Below are 17,349 nucleotides of genomic sequence, written 5' to 3'. Positions count from 1 at the left end.
TATTGATGCACTAATATATTATTTTGTCAAGATAATTTAGATGCGTTTCCCCTGGATAGTTGGATGAGTAAAAATGTGATGACTACCGTTGATACGTGATAACGAAAAACCAAAGGCTTCAACTAAAGTCACCAAATCATCGAATTGAATATTTCTAGAGCCAGAAAGGACTTTCTCTAGTAACTTACGCTTTTTTGACATTACCTTATTTTATCATTGTTTCACATCAAATTTTATCCTACCATCATTATTCTTTACTTAGTAATAATTAGTAGGTTGGGTTAAGCAAAGCGCAACCCAACGCAATATCATTATAAAGATGTTGGGTTTCGTTCCTCAACCCAACCTACATAACTAAGTTTTCTTTCATAAGTTAGATGATTTTATATTACACAGCCAATCAAATAATGTTAGATAATTATGTTTGCCCTCTAACGTAACAATTTGATGCTTAGGTTCTATCTTTAATGCTGTATTTGGTATTGAGGAAGTATTATATTTATCTATTCCTAATTCTTCACGACAGCATTCATCTGGAAACTGTACTGCTGTATATCCACCAATATTTTGAATTGCTTGCAATCCATTTGCACCATCTCCAAATAGTCCACAAAGAAGTAAAGCAGCTATTGTTGGTTTGCTCTTACTAGCAGCAACTTCACTCATGAATTTATCTATGCAAGGCATATCTCTATACATTACTGTTGCTGGTGATAATTTCTGTGCTATTGCTTTTAATTGAGATATGTTTGATCCAGTAGGAAGTGGCAAATTATGCAAAGATTTATCATCAATATCACACAGATCACGAGCGGTCATTTGCCGCTTTGTACCATAAGCATCAAATGGGTTATTAATAAACCATGTTTCAACTGATTTTTTTGAGCTTTCTGCATGGATTTTTAATTGATATGTATCACCAATAAAACTTGTGGAAAGATATTCTTTATTTATAGGCTGTTCAGGCATATCTAGTCCAGGATCAGGTAGTACATAAATACATCCTGTTTCAACTGTAAATTGTCCAGGACTAGAGATAAAGGAAATCTGTGGCTCAAATTCAGGTAAAGAAAAATCTAAATTGATTTTAGATTTAAACTGAATCTGGGGGAATCGGTGTTCTGTCTTTTTTGTTAAAATCTCTAAGTTTAAAATATTGATGAATAGCGATAATTACTGCCCACTCATCTAAAAAATTACTATCCATCAATGCTTTGGTAATTTTTTCAGGTGTGTTTTGGTTAAAAGTAGAACCACCAATAATAAGGATTTTTCTAGCTGGCTTCATTTTGATTTTTCTAAGTTTTTTCATTATGTCCCCTGTTCATAAATCATTTAGAATTTCTATATTTTAAACAAAAAAAGGGATAAGCAAAACGCTTATCCCCAAAAAATCAACTAATTAATGATTTACGTTCCAGACTGCCAAGAATTGGTATAGTCAATTTGATCTGCTGTCAAACTATCAATGAAAATGCCCATAGCTTGCAACTTCAAACGAGCAATTTCTTCATCCACTTCTCTAGGAATAGAATGCAAACCAGCAGCTAAACTACCCTTATTCTTCACCAGGTATTCAACAGCTAATGCTTGGTTAGCAAAACTCATATCCATAACTGCGCTGGGGTGTCCTTCAGCCGCAGCCAAATTAATCAAACGTCCTTGTCCGAGAACAACAACGGATTTACCATTTGTCAACTTATACTCTTCTGTGAAAGGACGGACATCCTTGATTTCCTTAGCATTAGCAGCTAAGTATTTCAAATCAAGTTCCAAATCAAAGTGACCAGAGTTACAAACGATCGCACCATCTTTCATCACATCGAAGTGTTCACCGCGAACGACGTGCTTGTTACCTGTCACTGTAATGAAGATATCACCATGAGGTGCTGCTTCTGCCATTGGGAGGACGCGGAAACCATCCATAACGGCTTCAATTGCCTTGATGTGGTCAATTTCAGTAACGATGACGTTTGCACCCATGCCACGGGCGCGGAGGGCTGTACCCTTACCACACCAGCCATAACCGACAACTACAATAGTTTTACCAGCTAACAAAATATTTGTAGCGCGGATAATTCCGTCTAAGGTAGATTGACCAGTACCATAGCGGTTATCAAAGAAGTGCTTGGTGTCTGCGTCGTTGACGTTCATGGCGGGGAAAGTGAGAACCCCATCGTTGAACATGGCACGTAAACGCACAATACCAGTTGTGGTTTCTTCGGTGCTACCAATTAAATCTGCAATTTGGTTTTGACGGTTTTGTACCAATTCTGCAACCACGTCGCTACCATCATCAACAATGATATTGGGGCGATGATCTAAAGCGATTTGCACGTGGCGGTTATAGGTGGCGCTATCTTCACCTTTTTGAGCAAATACGGAAATTTCATGATCAGCTACAAGACTTGCAGCTACGTCATCTTGAGTCGATAAAGGGTTACTAGCAATTAATACAGCATCAGCACCACCGGCTTTGAGAGCGATCGCTAGATGTGCTGTTTCTGTGGTAACGTGGGCGCAAGCAACCAGGCGCAATCCTGCAAATGGCTTTTCTTTCTCAAAGCGATCGCGGATTTGCTTCAATACGGGCATTTCCCGTCCAGCCCAATCAATCCGTTGTCTTCCCAAGGGAGCGAGGGCGAGGTCTTTAACCTCGTGCTTTAATCTGGGAGTAGTTGCGGTCATGAAAAATCTTCCTCTAAAAAATGAAAAAGGTCTAAAAACCTTTACGTACTTTAACAATATTTTCTCACAAGTGGCAATTTTTAGCTGTAGTTACCAAATCCGACTGAATTTTACACAGAAAAAGCGAGAATTTACCAATCACTATTTCTATGCAAGTTGCCATTTTTTTATAATATCTGCTATGAGTATTATGAATAACTGGATTAGCCATGACTATCAGCATAATATGAATCTATCTCCAGATAGAAATAGTCAGAATTTCCCACAAATTTGACAAAAGTATAGATAATATAGACTGTGTGTTGAGAGTAACTCGATGAGTACTCGACAATGTATTGTATTTAAGGAGATTTTTGAGTGCATTTTAAAATTTTGGCGATTGCAGGTTCAATGGTAGTTGCTATTGTATCTGTACCAAAAGCTACAGCCCAAATTCCTCTTTTACCTTACTTGCCAAGTCCTAGCAGTGTAAATAATGTTTCCGAGAATACAATAGTTTCAGAATCAATTTATTTAGATGGCCGCTCATTATTTCAGATTTCAGGATCTAAGAAAAATGTTTCCGAACGTTCACAAAATATCCAACGCAATTTGCAGGTAATTAGCCAAGACTACTTACAGTCATCAGAGCAAAAATTTAAGGTACAAATCCGCACAGTTAATGATTTACCAGTAATTTATATCAATGGCAAATACCTGATGACGGTTAATTATGAGGATGCTAAATTACGTCAGGTAGATCCGTCAACACTAGCTAATCAAATTGCCGGCGATTTGCAGCAAGCTTTAGAACAAGCACAGCGAGAACGTCAAACTTCATCTTTAATAAGTCAAGGTAAAATTGCAGGTGGTATTGGACTAGCAATGACGCTGTTGAGCCTAGGAATATATGGTTGGCAGCGCCATTCTAAAAAGGATAACTTAGAACCAGTTGTAGAACCAGTCGCTGCAAATTCAGAAACAGAACAACAGATTACAACCCAATTAAATAAACAGCAAAACAAGCATCTTCAAGAAGTAAAAACCCGACTATTTCAACTAACTCAAGTAGGGATTTGGGGAGGTGGTAGTTTTATCATTTTGGGACTGTTTCCCTATACACGGATATTTCAATTAGGTATTATTGCCGCTGCCCAAATTCCTTTGAAATTAGGTGTTGTCATCTTAGGGATTTATGTCGCCATCCGATTTAGTTATGCTCTCATTGACAGATTTACCACAACTCTAATTAGTGGTGGGATGTTATTGAACTCAGACACTGCTGAAAGAATGCAACTGAGAGTTTCTACATTTTCAGGTGTGACAAAAAGTATTACTACTTTCATCTGGATTGGAATTGGTATTTTACTTGCGCTTGTTGCTTTGGGTATAGATATAGTTCCCCTATTAGCAGGTGCTAGTTTAATTGGTGTCGCCGTATCTCTTGCTTCTCAGAACTTAATTAAAGATGCTATTAATGGCTTTTTGATTATTCTGGAAGATCAATATGCCCTTGGTGATGTAATTGTTGTTGGAGATGTAGGCGGTTTAGTAGAAAATCTCAATCTGCGGATGACTCAAGTCCGGGATGCGGAAGGACGTTTAATTACAATCCCCAACAGCGAAGTTAAAGTAGTAGCCAATCTTTCTAGTCGTTGGTCACGCGCCGATTTAACCATTCCAGTTTCCTACCAAGCCAATATTGATGATGCTTTGCAATTAATTGAAGATGTGGCGACAAAGATGAATCAAGAAGCATTCTGGCAGCGGCAAATCTTGGAAAAACCGAGTATTTTAGGAATTGATAATTTTGGCGATCGGGGGATGATGATTCGTGTATGGATTAGAACTCAGCCTCTCAAGCAATGGGATGTAGCACGGGAATATCGTCGTCGTCTGAAAATTGCCTTCGATAAAATTGGTATTTCTATTCCCGTACCTCAACAATCAATTTGGGTGAATAATTCTCATCTGCTGAATTATCAAGAAAATGGCTCATCTCATTCTGAAGTAGGTCAACATCATTAAATCTAAATTAGTAGGGGCGGGGAAACCCTGCCCTTATTGTATTGCACCTAACTCCAAATTCGATTTCCTTCTTCATCTACTCGTGCTTCACGAATTACATCAGAAATCTCTTCTGCATCTTTGATATGGTGGAGTGCTTTTTGCTCACCGTCAGGAGTTTCAACGACAAAGTAAGTAGGAACTGTAACGTGATCGCCTGTAATATCATTTACGTCTACAGCAACTTGTTGAGATTTTTCTGTGATTGATTGTGGTTCTTCAGAAATTCTATCCCCAGGATTAACAGTTAAATTCCTTTCTTTGACATTTGCTTCTTTTTTAGAAAAGCTATCTTTATCTACTGGCTGATTAATTTGATTATTTTGACGATTATCAGTCATAACTACTTCAAAAATAAACTATCACTAATATCAATCTACACAATCAACACTACAAGTAGCTCTTTCTTGGGAGAGAGTTTAAAAATGAAATTAAATTTTAGCATCAGACTAAAGTTATACTATTTCGAGGTTTAAATTTTAGATTGACAATTATTTTCTCCTAACTCCTAAATTCTTAATATTTTGCATCTATATTTTGATTTTTCTTGAGTTCAAACGGCGTATATTTACCTCCCAATGCTGTGACAATAGCGCGGGTATTAGCTGCCATCATTTTAATGTATGTATCCCCATCGCTTCCCTTTGTGCCAACAGAATCAGAATAAAGTTGCTGGGGTGCGAGTTTGATTCCTGCTTCTTCAGCAACGGTTTTAATTAAAGCTGGGTTAATAGTAGTTTCAGCAAAAATCGCCGGCACACCTATTTTTTTCACTGAGTCTACTAGGTTTTTTACAGTTTGGGCGCTGGGTTGTTCTTCAGTGCTAATACCAATTAGAGTTCCAGCAATTTCCATACCATAGGCATTTCCATAATATTGAAATGCATCGTGAGTAGTAATCAATTTACGTTTTTCTGGAGGAATAGTTTGGATTTGTTGCTTAATCCAGATATTTAATTGCTGTAATTCATCAGTCAGTTGGGCTGCTTTTTGAGTAAATTTATCTTTGTCTTCTGGTGATAGCTCAATTAATCCATCTCTAATTGCTGCTACCATCAATATGGCATTTTCTCCACTTCCCCAAACGTGTGGATCTGGGACAATTTGACCTTTCTGTTTTTCTAACTTTAAAGGTTGAACAACTTCCCCCACAGCTAACTTTTTTGCTTTTCCTCCACTAGCATTCATTAACTTAATAATTCCCGGTTCTAAGTTGTAACCGTTATATAAAATTAAGTCTGCTGCTTCTAAAACTCGGCTATCTGCTGGTACTGGTTCGTAAACATGAGGATCTGCACCTGGTTGGAGAATTCCCTGTAGATGAATTTCATCTCCACCAACCTCCGCTGCTAAATCTGCAATGATAGTGCTAGTTGCTACGACTTGTGGTTTACCATTTCTACGTGGTTGAGAATCTGACGGAGTACAGCTAAGTAACGTCAAAGATAGCAAAAGTCCCGTACATAGGCGAAAAATCTTAGTTTTCTTCATCTCAACTACTACTATAGATTTTGAGTATTAATGTAATTTATCTTAAAAATTACTCCTAATTATAGATTTTTTCATATTTTTCTCATATTTATAGTAAACTCAAAGAATAAATATTGTAAGTACGGTTATGCAAAACGTCTCTTTTTACGAAAAAATCAACTTATTACAGAGACAAGTACGGACGATTCCTAGACAAACTACCAAACCCATTGAGATGAACTCCACCGCAGCCATTAACATCTCCCATTTAGGAGTACATTACCGGACACAGGAAGCTTTACGGGATGTTAACTGCATTATTAAACCAGGAAGACTGACGGGAATTTTTGGACCCAATGGTGCTGGTAAAAGTACATTAATGAAAGCAATTTTGGGATTAGTGCCTTTATCTAGTGGTCAAGTTTTATACGAAAATAAAGCATTGATGCAGCAGCTAGAGAAAGTTGCCTATGTACCTCAACGTAGCCAAATTGATTGGAATTACCCTGCTACAGTCTGGGATGTAGTGATGATGGGACGTGTCAAAAAAACAGGCTGGTTACGTAGTTTCTCTACTGTGAGTCGCCAAGTAGCCAAAGATGCTTTAGAAAGAGTGGGAATGGAGACATTCAAAAATCGTCCAATTGGAGAACTTTCTGGAGGACAACAACAAAGGGTATTTTTAGCCCGTGCTTTAACTCAGCAAGCAGAAATTTTCTGTTTTGATGAACCTTTTGTAGGTATTGATCAAAAAACCCAAACTATAATTTTTGAGGTCTTCCAAGAACTAGCCGCAGCTAACAAAATCGTCCTTGTAGTTAATCACGATTTAGGTGAATCTATCACTCATTTTGATGATTTAATTTTACTAAATTGTGACCTAATTGCCACAGGTTCCCGCCCACAAGTCCTCACCGAAGAAAATCTCTATCACGCTTATGGTGGTAAAGTCATGTACTTTTCTGATGCAGCATAAATAACTATTCCTCTTGCTAAATTCCTTTAATTCCTTTCTTCGCGTACTTTGCGCCTTTGCGGTTCATTTCTATCTATGCTAAACACACTAATAGAACCGTTGCAATATAGCTTTATGCAACGCTCCTTAATCGTAGCCATACTAGTAGGCTTATTATGTGCCATTGTTGGTAGCTACCTAATGGTACAGAGACTAGCCTTACTGGGTGATGCTATCAGCCATTCAGTTTTACCAGGATTAGCGATCGCATTTATGATCGGTGCTAATATCTTTGTCGGTGCATTTATTGCTGGCATCATAAGTACAATGGTTATAGCCTTGATTAAAACACGCTCACCCATTAAAGAAGATGCCGCAATGGGGATAGTGTTTTCAGCATTTTTTGCTCTTGGTGTGACTCTAATTACAGTTATTCAAAAAGATAATAAAATCGACCTGAATCACTTCCTGTTTGGGAATATTCTGAGTGTAACTGTAGATGAAGTGCGAGACACAACTATCATTGCAGCGATTGTCTTGATCGTTATTGTCTTATTATACAAAGAACTTCTATTTTACACCTTTGATCCATTGGGCGCACAAGCCGCAGGTTTACCAGTTAATCGCCTCAACTTTGGTTTAATGTTGTTAATTGCTTTAACCATTGTTGCCAGCATGAAAGCTGTAGGCGTGATTTTAGTATTATCACTTTTAATTACCCCTGGTGCAACTGCTTATCTATTAGTAAAACGCTTGCATGAAGTGATGATTGTCGGAGCCGTAATTGGTGTAATTTCTAGTATTAGCGGAATGTATATCAGCTACTTTTATAATTTACCTTCAGGGCCAGCTATTGTTTTAGTAGTTTCGGGTTTATTTACCTTGGCTTTATTATTCAGTCCCAGGCACGGAATAATTTTTTCATCTCGTCAACCAAGGAAACAAGTCCTGGCAAAATAGCCACTAGCATATATATATACGTTTAAATGTAAACAATTGGACTAAAAGGCGCTTATCCGTCGATGGGTAGATGCAAAAAAAGGGATACCTGATCTAAAAAATGCGATCGCACTATTCTTTTGTTATTTTTTCCTGATTCACCAGACACACAGACGGAAGTATATATACCTTAATTGATTAATCGCCCTCAGGTGGAACTGGGGGTTTTACTAAAATACTCTTCGATTATATACAAAAAAATATCTAATCAGTCTAGACCTTCCGGATATAGTCAAAAATCAGACGGATAAGAAAATAGTAGATGCACCTTAATTAGATTGCAGCCCTCAGCTTTTAGCTGGGGGTTTTATTTTAGCAATAATTTGATTGCTTTATTGTGTATTTTTGTGAATAAAAAAGTCTTCCTCATCAGGGAACTTTTCCCATTTGAGTCAGAATTCAGAGGAATCATCAGATAAACCGCTGATCTTAGATAATTCATCTGCCTTAGTTTTCTATTCTTCGGTATCTCATTATATCAACTCCCACATTTCGGTGTGTATATTTTTTTGTAAAGATTTTAAATTTTTCCTATTTGTGCGATCGCAAATTCAACAGCCTCAGAAGGATCAGTTCTTTAGAGTGGCAAACCACAGCGCATAACCAACAAACCCAAAAAATAAGGTAATTAAGACTGTAATCACGTAACTGATGCATATCAGCAAGCCGTCAGATTCAATCATGGCAACAGCCAAAAGTAAAATACCTACAGTGGGAATGGGATTGGTAAAGGGAATTGGTAAGATTAGTAATATTGTCAACCAAAATATACACAGTCCATTTAAGCGCCAAATCAAAGGATGAGAAGCTATTGGCGCTAATCGGGGACGAGTGATTTTTTCCAACACCCTAGTTACTCGATGCAGATTTTGTAGAATTATCTGAGCAATGGCGTGAGGAAATGGGTAATTAGCGATTTTTTTGGGTAGCCAAGGTGATCGTCGGCCTAAAATCATCTGCACCGACAACAGCAAGCAAGTACCCCCAAAAGGGCCTGTTAAGCCTGGTGGCAGAGGAAATAAAAAAGGTAACACTAATAATGAAATTATTAAGCTAAAACCCCGTTCTGAAGTTTCTGCCAGAATATTACCGATAGTCAGTGGCTGTTCAGCTACACGTTGTAACAAAAATTTAATCTGTTGAGAAAATCGCGAATGCATTTTGCTCAAAGCTTATAGGAAAGTAGCTGGAAAACCCCGATAGCACATTGTGGTGTTAGCCGTAGTTAAAATATAAAGACCAAAACGAAGTTTTTATGTTTCAACGTCTTAAATTAATTATAACGGTGGTACCAAAACACTGATAGCCCTGGGTATCACACGAAACACAGCCGGAGTATACGTAGTGATTTCTCCATCCGTATTGATAGGAATTGGTTTACGAGTATAAACCTCAAATTCCTTCCCTTGCATGGCACGGACATTTGGCAAATGTATATGTCTACCTTGGCGCATTGCTGGAAGTAAAGGTATTATTTCCCACCAATGCTTAACTTCTAAACTATAAAGATCCAGCCTCTGATCATCTATTGTAGCGTCATGAAATACAGCCATGCCACCACCATAATAGCGACCATTGCCCACAGCAATTTGCACAGTTTTGGCGTGAATTGATTGACCATTTATACGAATTTCTGCCCCAAAAGGGCGAGATTTCCTAATTACTTGGAATGCCGCCGCCGCATAAGCAAATATTCCCCAACGGCGTTTAACTTCTTTAGTTAATCGCTGAGTAATGTTTACACTTAATCCCAAACTGGCAACGTTAAAAAAATACTTACCATTTACCCAACCCAAATCAATGTGTTGTAACTGTCCAGCGGCAATAATTTGACAAGCTTCGGGTAAAAAATTGGGAATCCCCAAAGTTCTAGCCAAGTCGTTAGCAGTTCCCAAAGGCAAAATTCCTAAAGGTAATTGAGTTTCAACTACAGCATCGACTGCGGCATTAAGAGTACCATCACCACCGCCAACTATTACCAAATCAATTTCATGGTGGTATTGTCTAATAACATCACCCAAATGTGTTGGGTTCTCTGTAGATTCTGAAATCACATTAAAACCAAGTGTCTCTAGACAATGAATAGCTGCCAAGAGGTTTTCTTCCCCTTTACGGGCATGACGATTTACTAATAACAGGGCGCGGGGGCTGATGGGTAGTACCCTTTGCAGTTTATATATCGAATTTTCCACGTTTTTTACTTTGCTTGAATTTCACTGTCAAAGCTTGGTGAGGCTGTCATTTAATAATGAATTATAACTTATACTATAATCAGGTTTTTTATCACAAAACAAACCCCTATTTTGGGCGACAAAATAGGGGGATATTTTTTTGATTGATGTGATTTGGTTTTAAGAGGATGTTTTTACAGTGGTTTGTAATGTATCAAAAAACCTCATATTCTCCCTTATGGCAACTTGATCAGGAAAATTGAGTGCGATCGCAAAACCAAGTTAGACTTAACCAACATCCTCTAAGAAACAGGTGCATTTATTTCGGTTGCTAAACTGCGAACTAAAGCAACTGCTTGTTTTAGTGCTTCCTTGCGGTCTACCATAATATGATGAGGGGGTAATAGACTTAATACTCCCAAATTGTCCAACCGTTTCTTAATCTTGCCTGTTGCACCAACAATGATCACTTGACGACCTTTTTCACAAGCTTCTCTGATTGCACTTTCAATAGTCAAGGAAGCTGTAACACCCATCATAGGTACATCACTCAAATCGAGAACAATCACATCACAATCTTTAATGGCGTTATGTTCACGAGAAATAGCCTTAGAAACACCAAAAATCATCGCCCCACTTAAGTAGAACAACAACACGCGTCCATTAGTTTCATCTAATAAACTCTTTTCTTCTGGAGTCAAATCAATAGCATCATCTGCATCACTAATGGCTTTGACTGTTTCAGACTGCATACTAGAAAGACGTTCAATAGTTAAGATGTTGGCAATAAATACACCCACACCCACAGCTACGATTAAATCTACAAACACTGTTAGGAACATGACACCATACATGATGATAGTTCCCTTGAGAGATACTTTGTAAGATCGTTTTAAGAAACTCCAGTCCAGAATATCAACCCCTACTTTTAGGGCAATACCAGCTAAAACAGCCATAGGAATGCTCTGTGTTACACCAGCAGCACCTAAAACTACAACCAACAATATCAAAGCACGGGTAATACCAGATACCGCAGTTTGCGCCCCAGTTTGGATATTAACAACAGTTCCCATTGTTGCCCCAGCACCGGGCAAACCACCACATAAACCGGATACTACATTAGCGATGCCTTGGCCAATTAATTCTTTATCAGATTTATGTTCAGTGCGGGTTAAGCTATCAGCAACTACCGCAGTTAATAGAGTGTCAATACATCCCAACATCCCCAACATTACCCCATCAACTAACATGACGGTCATTTGGGATAATGTGAAAGTTGGCATTTGGATCTTTGGTAAACCAGTTTGGATCACACCAATGCGTTTTATATCTGCATCTCCAAAAAATATCAAAGAAGCCACTGTCACTGCTACTAATGCAATTAACTGGGGAGGTACAATGCGCTTAACTTTTGATGGCGTTAAATAAATAATTGCCACCGTCATCACACCCAAAATTAAAGCAATCGGGTTGATATTGTCTAATAATTGAGGCAAGTTTTTGACTATTCCCAATACTCCACCTTTAGGAGTTGCTTGTCCCAAGAAAGGCGCAATTTGCAAAATAATCAAAATCACCCCAATTCCTGACATAAAGCCAGAAATTACACTGTAGGGCATGAGGGTGATATATTTCCCTAGCTTAAAGATGCCAAAGACAATTTGAAATACCCCTGCTAACATCACCACAGTAAAGGCCATAGCCAAGCCATTTTCTGGGTCGCTGGCTGTGAAGGAACTGATAATACCAGTGATTACTACTGTCATTGGACCAGTAGGTTCAGAAATCAGAGTTGGTGTACCACCAAATAATGCTGCGAAAAAGCCCACACAAACAGCACCATAAAGACCAGCTACGGGGCCGGCACCGGAAGCAACACCGAAGGCTAAAGCTAATGGTAGAGAAACAATAGCAGCTGTAACACCACCAAAAATATCTCCGCGTAAATTACGAAAATGAATAGTATTGGTTATTTCCATTAGTGGATGCTCAATGACAACAAAATTGTACGGTTTAGACAAGTGTTCTTCTGTCTAACTAAATTCACAATTCTAGCCATATAAAAACATCTAAACTCATCTGTTAGAAACTCAAATCGTGAGGAAAAATGTAATCATGTTATATTTATTTACAGTGATAATTGTTGGGTGGCTTTTATAGTTCCAATTTTTTGAAATATTGGGAATATCTAAGCTACCTTTTCTCTCACGTTAAAGGGCTGAGTTCTATCTGATTGCTAGTGTGTATTGTATGGTTGCTAAAATTGGCATAAAACTTGCAATGGCTAGATATATTTTAGATATCTATGAGATTTAGCAAAATGATTTTTTAAAAAAATATCATCATTGTTGGGAATATGCATTTTAGTCAGTTGAAAATTAAGTGTTATGTCGGCTGAAACTAGGTAAACAGATTTTTAGATTACTGGGAGATACTGTTACTTAGTTGCGCTTAATACTTGTTTATTCACGTAATTACGCAACAATAAACGTAACAGAGTTGAACCTAGTAACAAAAAACCAGAACCTACTTTAGAAGGAATTTGAATAAACATAGCATACAGCTTTTAGCCCTCAAAATCTTAATTTGTGAAGCAATATTTGAATAATACTATCCCTTTCTCTGTTTTACCGATGTCTTTGATATGATGTCCTTCACATCTGCGGTAAATTTACCACTTTTCATATATTTCCGGGTATTTTAAACCCACATTCCGCCCCCTTAGCTGTCACACAGGGAAATTACGGAAATAAGAAAGAAAACTGAGGCTAAAAAATCACATATTAACGAAAAAGAAAAACAACAAAAATGGCATCAAAAAGCCGGGGTCATGCCCCGGCTTTTTAGGTCTGCGTCGTTTCGACTCAACAGCCTTCTGGTCCACAGAAATGTCTTCCGTACAGTACCTCTGCTTCACAGATATAGATAATACCCGCATAATCTGTAAAAAACTTGATTGCGACCTGATCCGCAATATTCTCGGCCATCTCCCGATTTTCGGTGAGTACCTCGAACTTTACATTCGAGTCGGTGTCGGCAGTGCTGGGTTTACCCGTAGAGCGCACGTTACGACTGCCTTTACCGCCAGTATCCACCACCGTATAACCGGTCGCCCCGCATTCATCAATGATCTTGGCGACCTTTTTCATCAGAACCTTTTCCGTGACGATGACGAGCTTGTTGGCACGCTTAGACATATTAGTTACCTCCTTACTTACGTAAATTGATATTATATACTGAGTTGGTTAGTCTGCCGGTTCAAGGGAGTGCCAACAGACCGCGACCTGTTTGAGATTAGCCGCCTATCGCCTGGGCAAGACCGATAAAGAACGGTATACACACACCAATCGCAATTGGCGTACCGACGGCTGTGGACGCGCCTATATAAGCGGAGGGATTGGCCGAAGGGATACCGGCTCGCAACGTGGGAGGACCTGAGATGTCTGAACTAGAGGAAGCGATGACAGCCAGTACCACGACACCGCCCATGCTAAAGTTCATTGTATAGTGGGCAATCAGACCTAGACCGAAGGCAAGTAAACCATGTATAAACGGTGCTACCACACTATACACAACATACCATTGGGCTACCTTACGCAATTCGCCAATTCTTGACCAAGCTTCCATACCCATGACCAGCATCAAGATCGAAAGCAAGCCGCGAAAGGCCGGAGAGTAGAAGCTTTCATAGACACTTTCTGGTTTGGTGAACAGTCCAAGAGCAAGTCCGAGCAACATTGCCGATAAGGCAGGACCCCGGAGACTTTCCTCGATGATCGGCCATATCTTGACCCGATTATCCGCAGGATCTTTCTTCTGGCTGAGATACTCCTGCCTGGTGCTAGGATAATCACCAGCTGCAACGGGCTGCTTGCTGAAAGACTCCTGCATGGCAGATTCGCCTGCTTCTTTAAGCTTCTTCTTGTTGAGATAAATGTTGGCTATCACAATCGCAGTTACGAGTGCTGGGATATCCATGAAGGGATAGAGTGCGCCAGTCCATGCTTCAAATGGAATTTTTTGTTCTTCCAGTACGGTCAGACCGGCGGCCATGGTAGAACCACTCACGGCTCCAAACAACCCTCCAGTAGCGATCGCATCCACGGTTCTGACTTTAGGCAGCTTGGCCAATGTATAGCGGGCGATGAATACAACCGCAATACCTGTGACTACAGCAAACAATGCGGGTAAAACCATGTCCGCTAGGTTGGAATTACGGATCGCAATTCCACCGGTTAGACCGATTTTGGTGAGCAGCATGAAGACGATGATCGTACAAATTGACTCTGGAATTACCAATTCACTACCAAGGGCAGCAATGATCATCCCACCAATCAAAAAGGCCAGTGTTGGGGACTGCAACTGCTTAACAAAGTCCTGCAAGAAAACGGACAAAAAATCCATGAATACCTCCTTGTGTCTCCTCTAATGAGGAGTATTACAATAAATGAACTTTAAAAAAGAGTGATGCGCTTGACTCCTACACCACAGGTGCTTCACAATAACCTGTAGACAGGGCTTACGGTCATTAGCCCGGTCAGTTCAGAGATCAACGTTAGCGTACAGCCAAACAAGGCGGTAAAAAAGCCAACATAAACTGCCCCATAAAGTAAGTCTATAGAGGAGACCCTAGGTCGCAGGCCAAAGCTAGTGGTAGAGAAACAATGGCAGATGTAACACCACAAAAGATATATCCACGTAAATTGCGGAAATGAATAGTATTAGTTATTTGCATGAGCGGGAAATGAATGATGAGGGTTGAAACAAGATTTTTGCTACTGAATGCTTTTCAGTCAGCTAAACTGCAACACCTGTCTTCAACTTTAAGCACTTGGTCAGCAAGTAGCAACCATGCTCTATTGGCAATAATAATCTTTGGTAACAATGAGAAATTTAGCTACCCTGTTTATTATTAGTTGAAACTATTAGTGTTGGTTAATTTTGGCAAATGCAAGCGATAAAGTTTGGGCTGTCGAAATTATAACTAAAGAGTTTTTATAAACAGCCTTTGCACTTTGATGTTTGGCTAGATATATTAATCTAGGTCTAAAGATATATTCTCAACATTTAAGTTTTATGAAAAAATGGGTTGTACAATTCATTTGTAAATGCTCACTCCTCAAGTAGTAATAAATTGACTTGGAATTGCCAAACACAGCAAGCATAATAATATCTTGCTGGCGGTGTAGTTATGGATAAAGAATTACATGATCAATGAATCAAGCTTTTACAGAAGGATAAAACCTAGTGATTCTTGAACACAATCATGCAAACTATCTAATTTCAGGGTTTTGACCGGAAATTTAGCTGAACTGTTTGATTAAAAATAGCATACAGCCTTTGCAGGCTAAAAAATTAATCCAAAGGTACGATTTATTAAATAAATATTGAATACCTTATATAAGCAAATGCTTATATATCATCCAAAATTTGCCTGTTTTTTTCGATGTATAATGTCTTGTCTATGGAAATCATTATTTATTCCTTTTATATTTATGCAAATTTTTTTTGCGGCGGATATTTTTCCCATTTAGTGCTATTGCTTACGCACGAAGTAATCAAAAACCTGATTCTTTCGTAGGGGTAATTCATGAATTACCCCTACTTTCTTGATGTTTTGCGTTTTCCCTGGTTTTACCCGCTCTCATATACCCAACGAAAAAGCTCAAAAAAACGACTATTTCAACAACCGTTAGTTTATATTTTTGCAGTTATTCCCATTTTAGGAATCTGGTTAATTTGGCAGCTTTTACAAAACTTAAATCGCCAGGAAGAACACGCACCTTTTGTTTGGACAATTTTGTTATTTGTAGGACTTACGCATAGTCTTCCGGGGTAAGGTGACTGGTGGAGAGTATGGAGAATAGTTGACAACCAGCCTTTTAGCGCGGCTGGGTAGGTGTAAAAAATCAAGAAACTCAAAAAATGTCTGTATCTCTTGATAGGCTTGGTTTTGCGGCTGTTCATGTTAGTCACCCATCCGCGCACCTTACCCAGACCGGGTTTCAGCGATTTTTACGCTTGACACAATTTCTGAAATGGACTATGATGAAAGCGATCGCGCAACCCTACCTTGAAAACCAAATACAGACAGGCTTCCAGGATGCCGCTATTGCAATTTTCATTAATCCCTATTAGGGATTGAAACACAATGTATTGAATCTTTGCACTTAAGGCGATTCCAAGATTGCAATTTTCATTAATCCCTATTAGGGATTGAAACTTTTTGATGGCATTTCTAATCCTTGTGAAAATGTTCTTTTAATTGCAATTTTCATTAATCCCTATTAGGGATTGAAACCATGGTCCCGAACGACATAAGAACGAAGCTCTTTATTTTCAATTGCAATTTTCATTAATCCCTATTAGGGATTGAAACCCCTGTAGGTAACACGGGGACGAATAACCAAAATAATCATCTAATTGCAATTTTCATTAATCCCTATTAGGGATTGAAACGGCAACACCCCCAAAACCTTTTAAAATTTCACCTTATTGCAATTTTCATTAATCCCTATTAGGGATTGAAACGCTGATAGTCTAGGTTTCACTCCTGAAGATGTGGAATTGCAATTTTCATTAATCCCTATTAGGGATTGAAACACGCTAATTAAAATTGCTACTGATGAATGGTACATATTCGGATTGCAATTTTCATTAATCCCTATTAGGGATTGAAACTTTAGTTTATGAAGATGAGAGCGTAATATTAGTTAAATTGCAATTTTCATTAATCCCTATTAGGGATTGAAACAATCTTTTTTAGATTAATTTCTCATTTTGAATTTCCTGCAAATTGCAATTTTCATTAATCCCTATTAGGGATTGAAACGAATTTATTGATTCCTCAGAAGAATCCCGCAAATTGCAATTTTCATTAATCCCTATTAGGGATTGAAACCTTACTAAATATTCCCGCCAACGAGCGACCAAACATTGCAATTTTCATTAATCCCTATTAGGGATTGAAACCCCTTTACTATGATTCAGAAGGTAATCAAATTAATTGCAATTTTCATT

Annotated in this window: 14 protein-coding genes, 2 pseudogenes and 1 CRISPR repeat array; of the genes and pseudogenes, 4 read left to right on the top strand and 12 right to left on the bottom strand. The window is 38.5% G+C overall.

Annotated features, from left to right (window positions below):
• Nucleotides 1-36 precede the first annotated feature (36 nt).
• The 4 genes from VB713_RS08770 to ahcY all read right to left on the bottom strand — a co-directional run bounded on the left by VB713_RS08770 (nt 37) and on the right by ahcY (nt 2,688).
• Nucleotides 37-201, bottom strand: coding sequence for a type II toxin-antitoxin system HicA family toxin (locus VB713_RS08770; RefSeq protein WP_323311178.1), 165 nt, complete (start codon nt 199-201; stop codon nt 37-39).
• A 165-nt stretch (nt 202-366) separates the two neighbouring features.
• Entirely contained in the window at nt 367-969 is a 603-nt protein-coding gene (locus VB713_RS08765) for a chemotaxis protein CheB (protein WP_323311177.1), read from the bottom strand.
• A gap of 124 nt (nt 970-1,093) precedes the next feature.
• Nucleotides 1,094-1,312, bottom strand: coding sequence for a hypothetical protein (locus tag VB713_RS08760; RefSeq protein WP_323311176.1), 219 nt, complete (start codon nt 1,310-1,312; stop codon nt 1,094-1,096).
• 98 nt (nt 1,313-1,410) lie between these two features.
• A complete protein-coding gene (gene ahcY / locus VB713_RS08755) occupies nt 1,411-2,688 on the bottom strand; it encodes an adenosylhomocysteinase (RefSeq protein ID WP_323311175.1) in 1,278 nt (425 codons plus the stop codon).
• A 357-nt stretch (nt 2,689-3,045) separates the two neighbouring features.
• Between ahcY and VB713_RS08750 the strand changes: the two genes are divergently transcribed.
• Nucleotides 3,046-4,695 (top strand): mechanosensitive ion channel family protein, encoded by a 1,650-nt coding sequence (locus tag VB713_RS08750; RefSeq protein ID WP_323311174.1) that lies wholly within the window; start codon nt 3,046-3,048, stop codon nt 4,693-4,695.
• A 47-nt stretch (nt 4,696-4,742) separates the two neighbouring features.
• On the opposite strand, the gene VB713_RS08745 is transcribed toward VB713_RS08750, so the two are convergent.
• Together VB713_RS08745 and VB713_RS08740 are read right to left on the bottom strand one after the other, a co-directional pair.
• Nucleotides 4,743-5,075 carry a hypothetical protein gene (locus tag VB713_RS08745; RefSeq protein WP_323311173.1) on the bottom strand — a complete coding sequence of 111 codons (333 nt, stop codon included), beginning with the start codon at nt 5,073-5,075 and terminating at the stop codon, nt 4,743-4,745.
• A gap of 175 nt (nt 5,076-5,250) precedes the next feature.
• On the bottom strand, nt 5,251-6,225 hold the full coding sequence (locus VB713_RS08740) for a metal ABC transporter substrate-binding protein (protein ID WP_323311172.1): 975 nt from the start codon (nt 6,223-6,225) through the stop codon (nt 5,251-5,253).
• 214 nt (nt 6,226-6,439) lie between these two features.
• Between VB713_RS08740 and VB713_RS08735 the strand changes: the two genes are divergently transcribed.
• Both VB713_RS08735 and VB713_RS08730 read left to right on the top strand, forming a co-directional pair.
• Nucleotides 6,440-7,180, top strand: coding sequence for a metal ABC transporter ATP-binding protein (locus VB713_RS08735; protein ID WP_416242419.1), 741 nt, complete (start codon nt 6,440-6,442; stop codon nt 7,178-7,180).
• A gap of 75 nt (nt 7,181-7,255) precedes the next feature.
• Nucleotides 7,256-8,119 (top strand): metal ABC transporter permease, encoded by an 864-nt coding sequence (locus VB713_RS08730; protein WP_323311170.1) that lies wholly within the window; start codon nt 7,256-7,258, stop codon nt 8,117-8,119.
• 608 nt (nt 8,120-8,727) lie between these two features.
• On the opposite strand, the gene VB713_RS08725 is transcribed toward VB713_RS08730, so the two are convergent.
• From VB713_RS08725 to VB713_RS08700, 6 genes and pseudogenes are all read right to left on the bottom strand, one after another.
• Nucleotides 8,728-9,318 (bottom strand): exopolysaccharide biosynthesis protein, encoded by a 591-nt coding sequence (locus VB713_RS08725; RefSeq protein ID WP_323311169.1) that lies wholly within the window; start codon nt 9,316-9,318, stop codon nt 8,728-8,730.
• 117 nt (nt 9,319-9,435) lie between these two features.
• Nucleotides 9,436-10,311: a lipid kinase gene (locus tag VB713_RS08720; RefSeq protein ID WP_323311180.1), complete on the bottom strand. Its 876-nt coding sequence runs from the start codon at nt 10,309-10,311 to the stop codon at nt 9,436-9,438.
• A 320-nt stretch (nt 10,312-10,631) separates the two neighbouring features.
• Entirely contained in the window at nt 10,632-12,308 is a 1,677-nt protein-coding gene (locus tag VB713_RS08715) for a SulP family inorganic anion transporter (RefSeq protein WP_323311168.1), read from the bottom strand.
• Nucleotides 12,309-13,193: 885 nt separating this feature from the next.
• On the bottom strand, nt 13,194-13,526 hold the full coding sequence (locus tag VB713_RS08710) for a P-II family nitrogen regulator (RefSeq protein WP_323311167.1): 333 nt from the start codon (nt 13,524-13,526) through the stop codon (nt 13,194-13,196).
• A gap of 97 nt (nt 13,527-13,623) precedes the next feature.
• On the bottom strand, nt 13,624-14,733 hold the full coding sequence (locus VB713_RS08705) for a sodium-dependent bicarbonate transport family permease (RefSeq protein WP_323311166.1): 1,110 nt from the start codon (nt 14,731-14,733) through the stop codon (nt 13,624-13,626).
• 116 nt (nt 14,734-14,849) lie between these two features.
• Nucleotides 14,850-15,064 (bottom strand): annotated as a pseudogene (locus VB713_RS08700) (sodium-independent anion transporter); the annotation flags it as partial.
• 924 nt (nt 15,065-15,988) lie between these two features.
• Between VB713_RS08700 and VB713_RS08695 the strand changes: the two are divergent.
• A pseudogene (locus VB713_RS08695) lies at nt 15,989-16,141 on the top strand (cytochrome oxidase); the annotation flags it as partial.
• 299 nt (nt 16,142-16,440) lie between these two features.
• A CRISPR array of direct repeats spans nt 16,441-17,301; the repeat unit is 37 nt; unit sequence ATTGCAATTTTCATTAATCCCTATTAGGGATTGAAAC.
• Nucleotides 17,302-17,349: the final 48 nt, after the last annotated feature.

Source organism: Anabaena cylindrica UHCC 0172 (assembly GCF_034931625.1).
Lineage (GTDB): Bacteria > Cyanobacteriota > Cyanobacteriia > Cyanobacteriales > Nostocaceae > Anabaena > Anabaena cylindrica_A.
This window is presented reverse-complemented; position numbering and strand designations above follow the sequence as displayed.

Coding starts and splice junctions, on each gene's coding strand:
- VB713_RS08770 (WP_323311178.1), bottom strand. CDS start 201: ATGTCAAAAAAGCGTAAGTTACTAGAGAAAGTCCTTTCTGGCTCTAGA.
- VB713_RS08765 (WP_323311177.1), bottom strand. CDS start 969: ATGCCTGAACAGCCTATAAATAAAGAATATCTTTCCACAAGTTTTATT.
- VB713_RS08760 (WP_323311176.1), bottom strand. CDS start 1,312: ATGAAAAAACTTAGAAAAATCAAAATGAAGCCAGCTAGAAAAATCCTT.
- ahcY (WP_323311175.1), bottom strand. CDS start 2,688: ATGACCGCAACTACTCCCAGATTAAAGCACGAGGTTAAAGACCTCGCC.
- VB713_RS08745 (WP_323311173.1), bottom strand. CDS start 5,075: ATGACTGATAATCGTCAAAATAATCAAATTAATCAGCCAGTAGATAAA.
- VB713_RS08740 (WP_323311172.1), bottom strand. CDS start 6,225: ATGAAGAAAACTAAGATTTTTCGCCTATGTACGGGACTTTTGCTATCT.
- VB713_RS08735 (WP_416242419.1), top strand. CDS start 6,440: ATGAACTCCACCGCAGCCATTAACATCTCCCATTTAGGAGTACATTAC.
- VB713_RS08730 (WP_323311170.1), top strand. CDS start 7,256: ATGCTAAACACACTAATAGAACCGTTGCAATATAGCTTTATGCAACGC.
- VB713_RS08725 (WP_323311169.1), bottom strand. CDS start 9,318: ATGCATTCGCGATTTTCTCAACAGATTAAATTTTTGTTACAACGTGTA.
- VB713_RS08715 (WP_323311168.1), bottom strand. CDS start 12,308: ATGGAAATAACCAATACTATTCATTTTCGTAATTTACGCGGAGATATT.
- VB713_RS08710 (WP_323311167.1), bottom strand. CDS start 13,526: ATGTCTAAGCGTGCCAACAAGCTCGTCATCGTCACGGAAAAGGTTCTG.
- VB713_RS08705 (WP_323311166.1), bottom strand. CDS start 14,733: ATGGATTTTTTGTCCGTTTTCTTGCAGGACTTTGTTAAGCAGTTGCAG.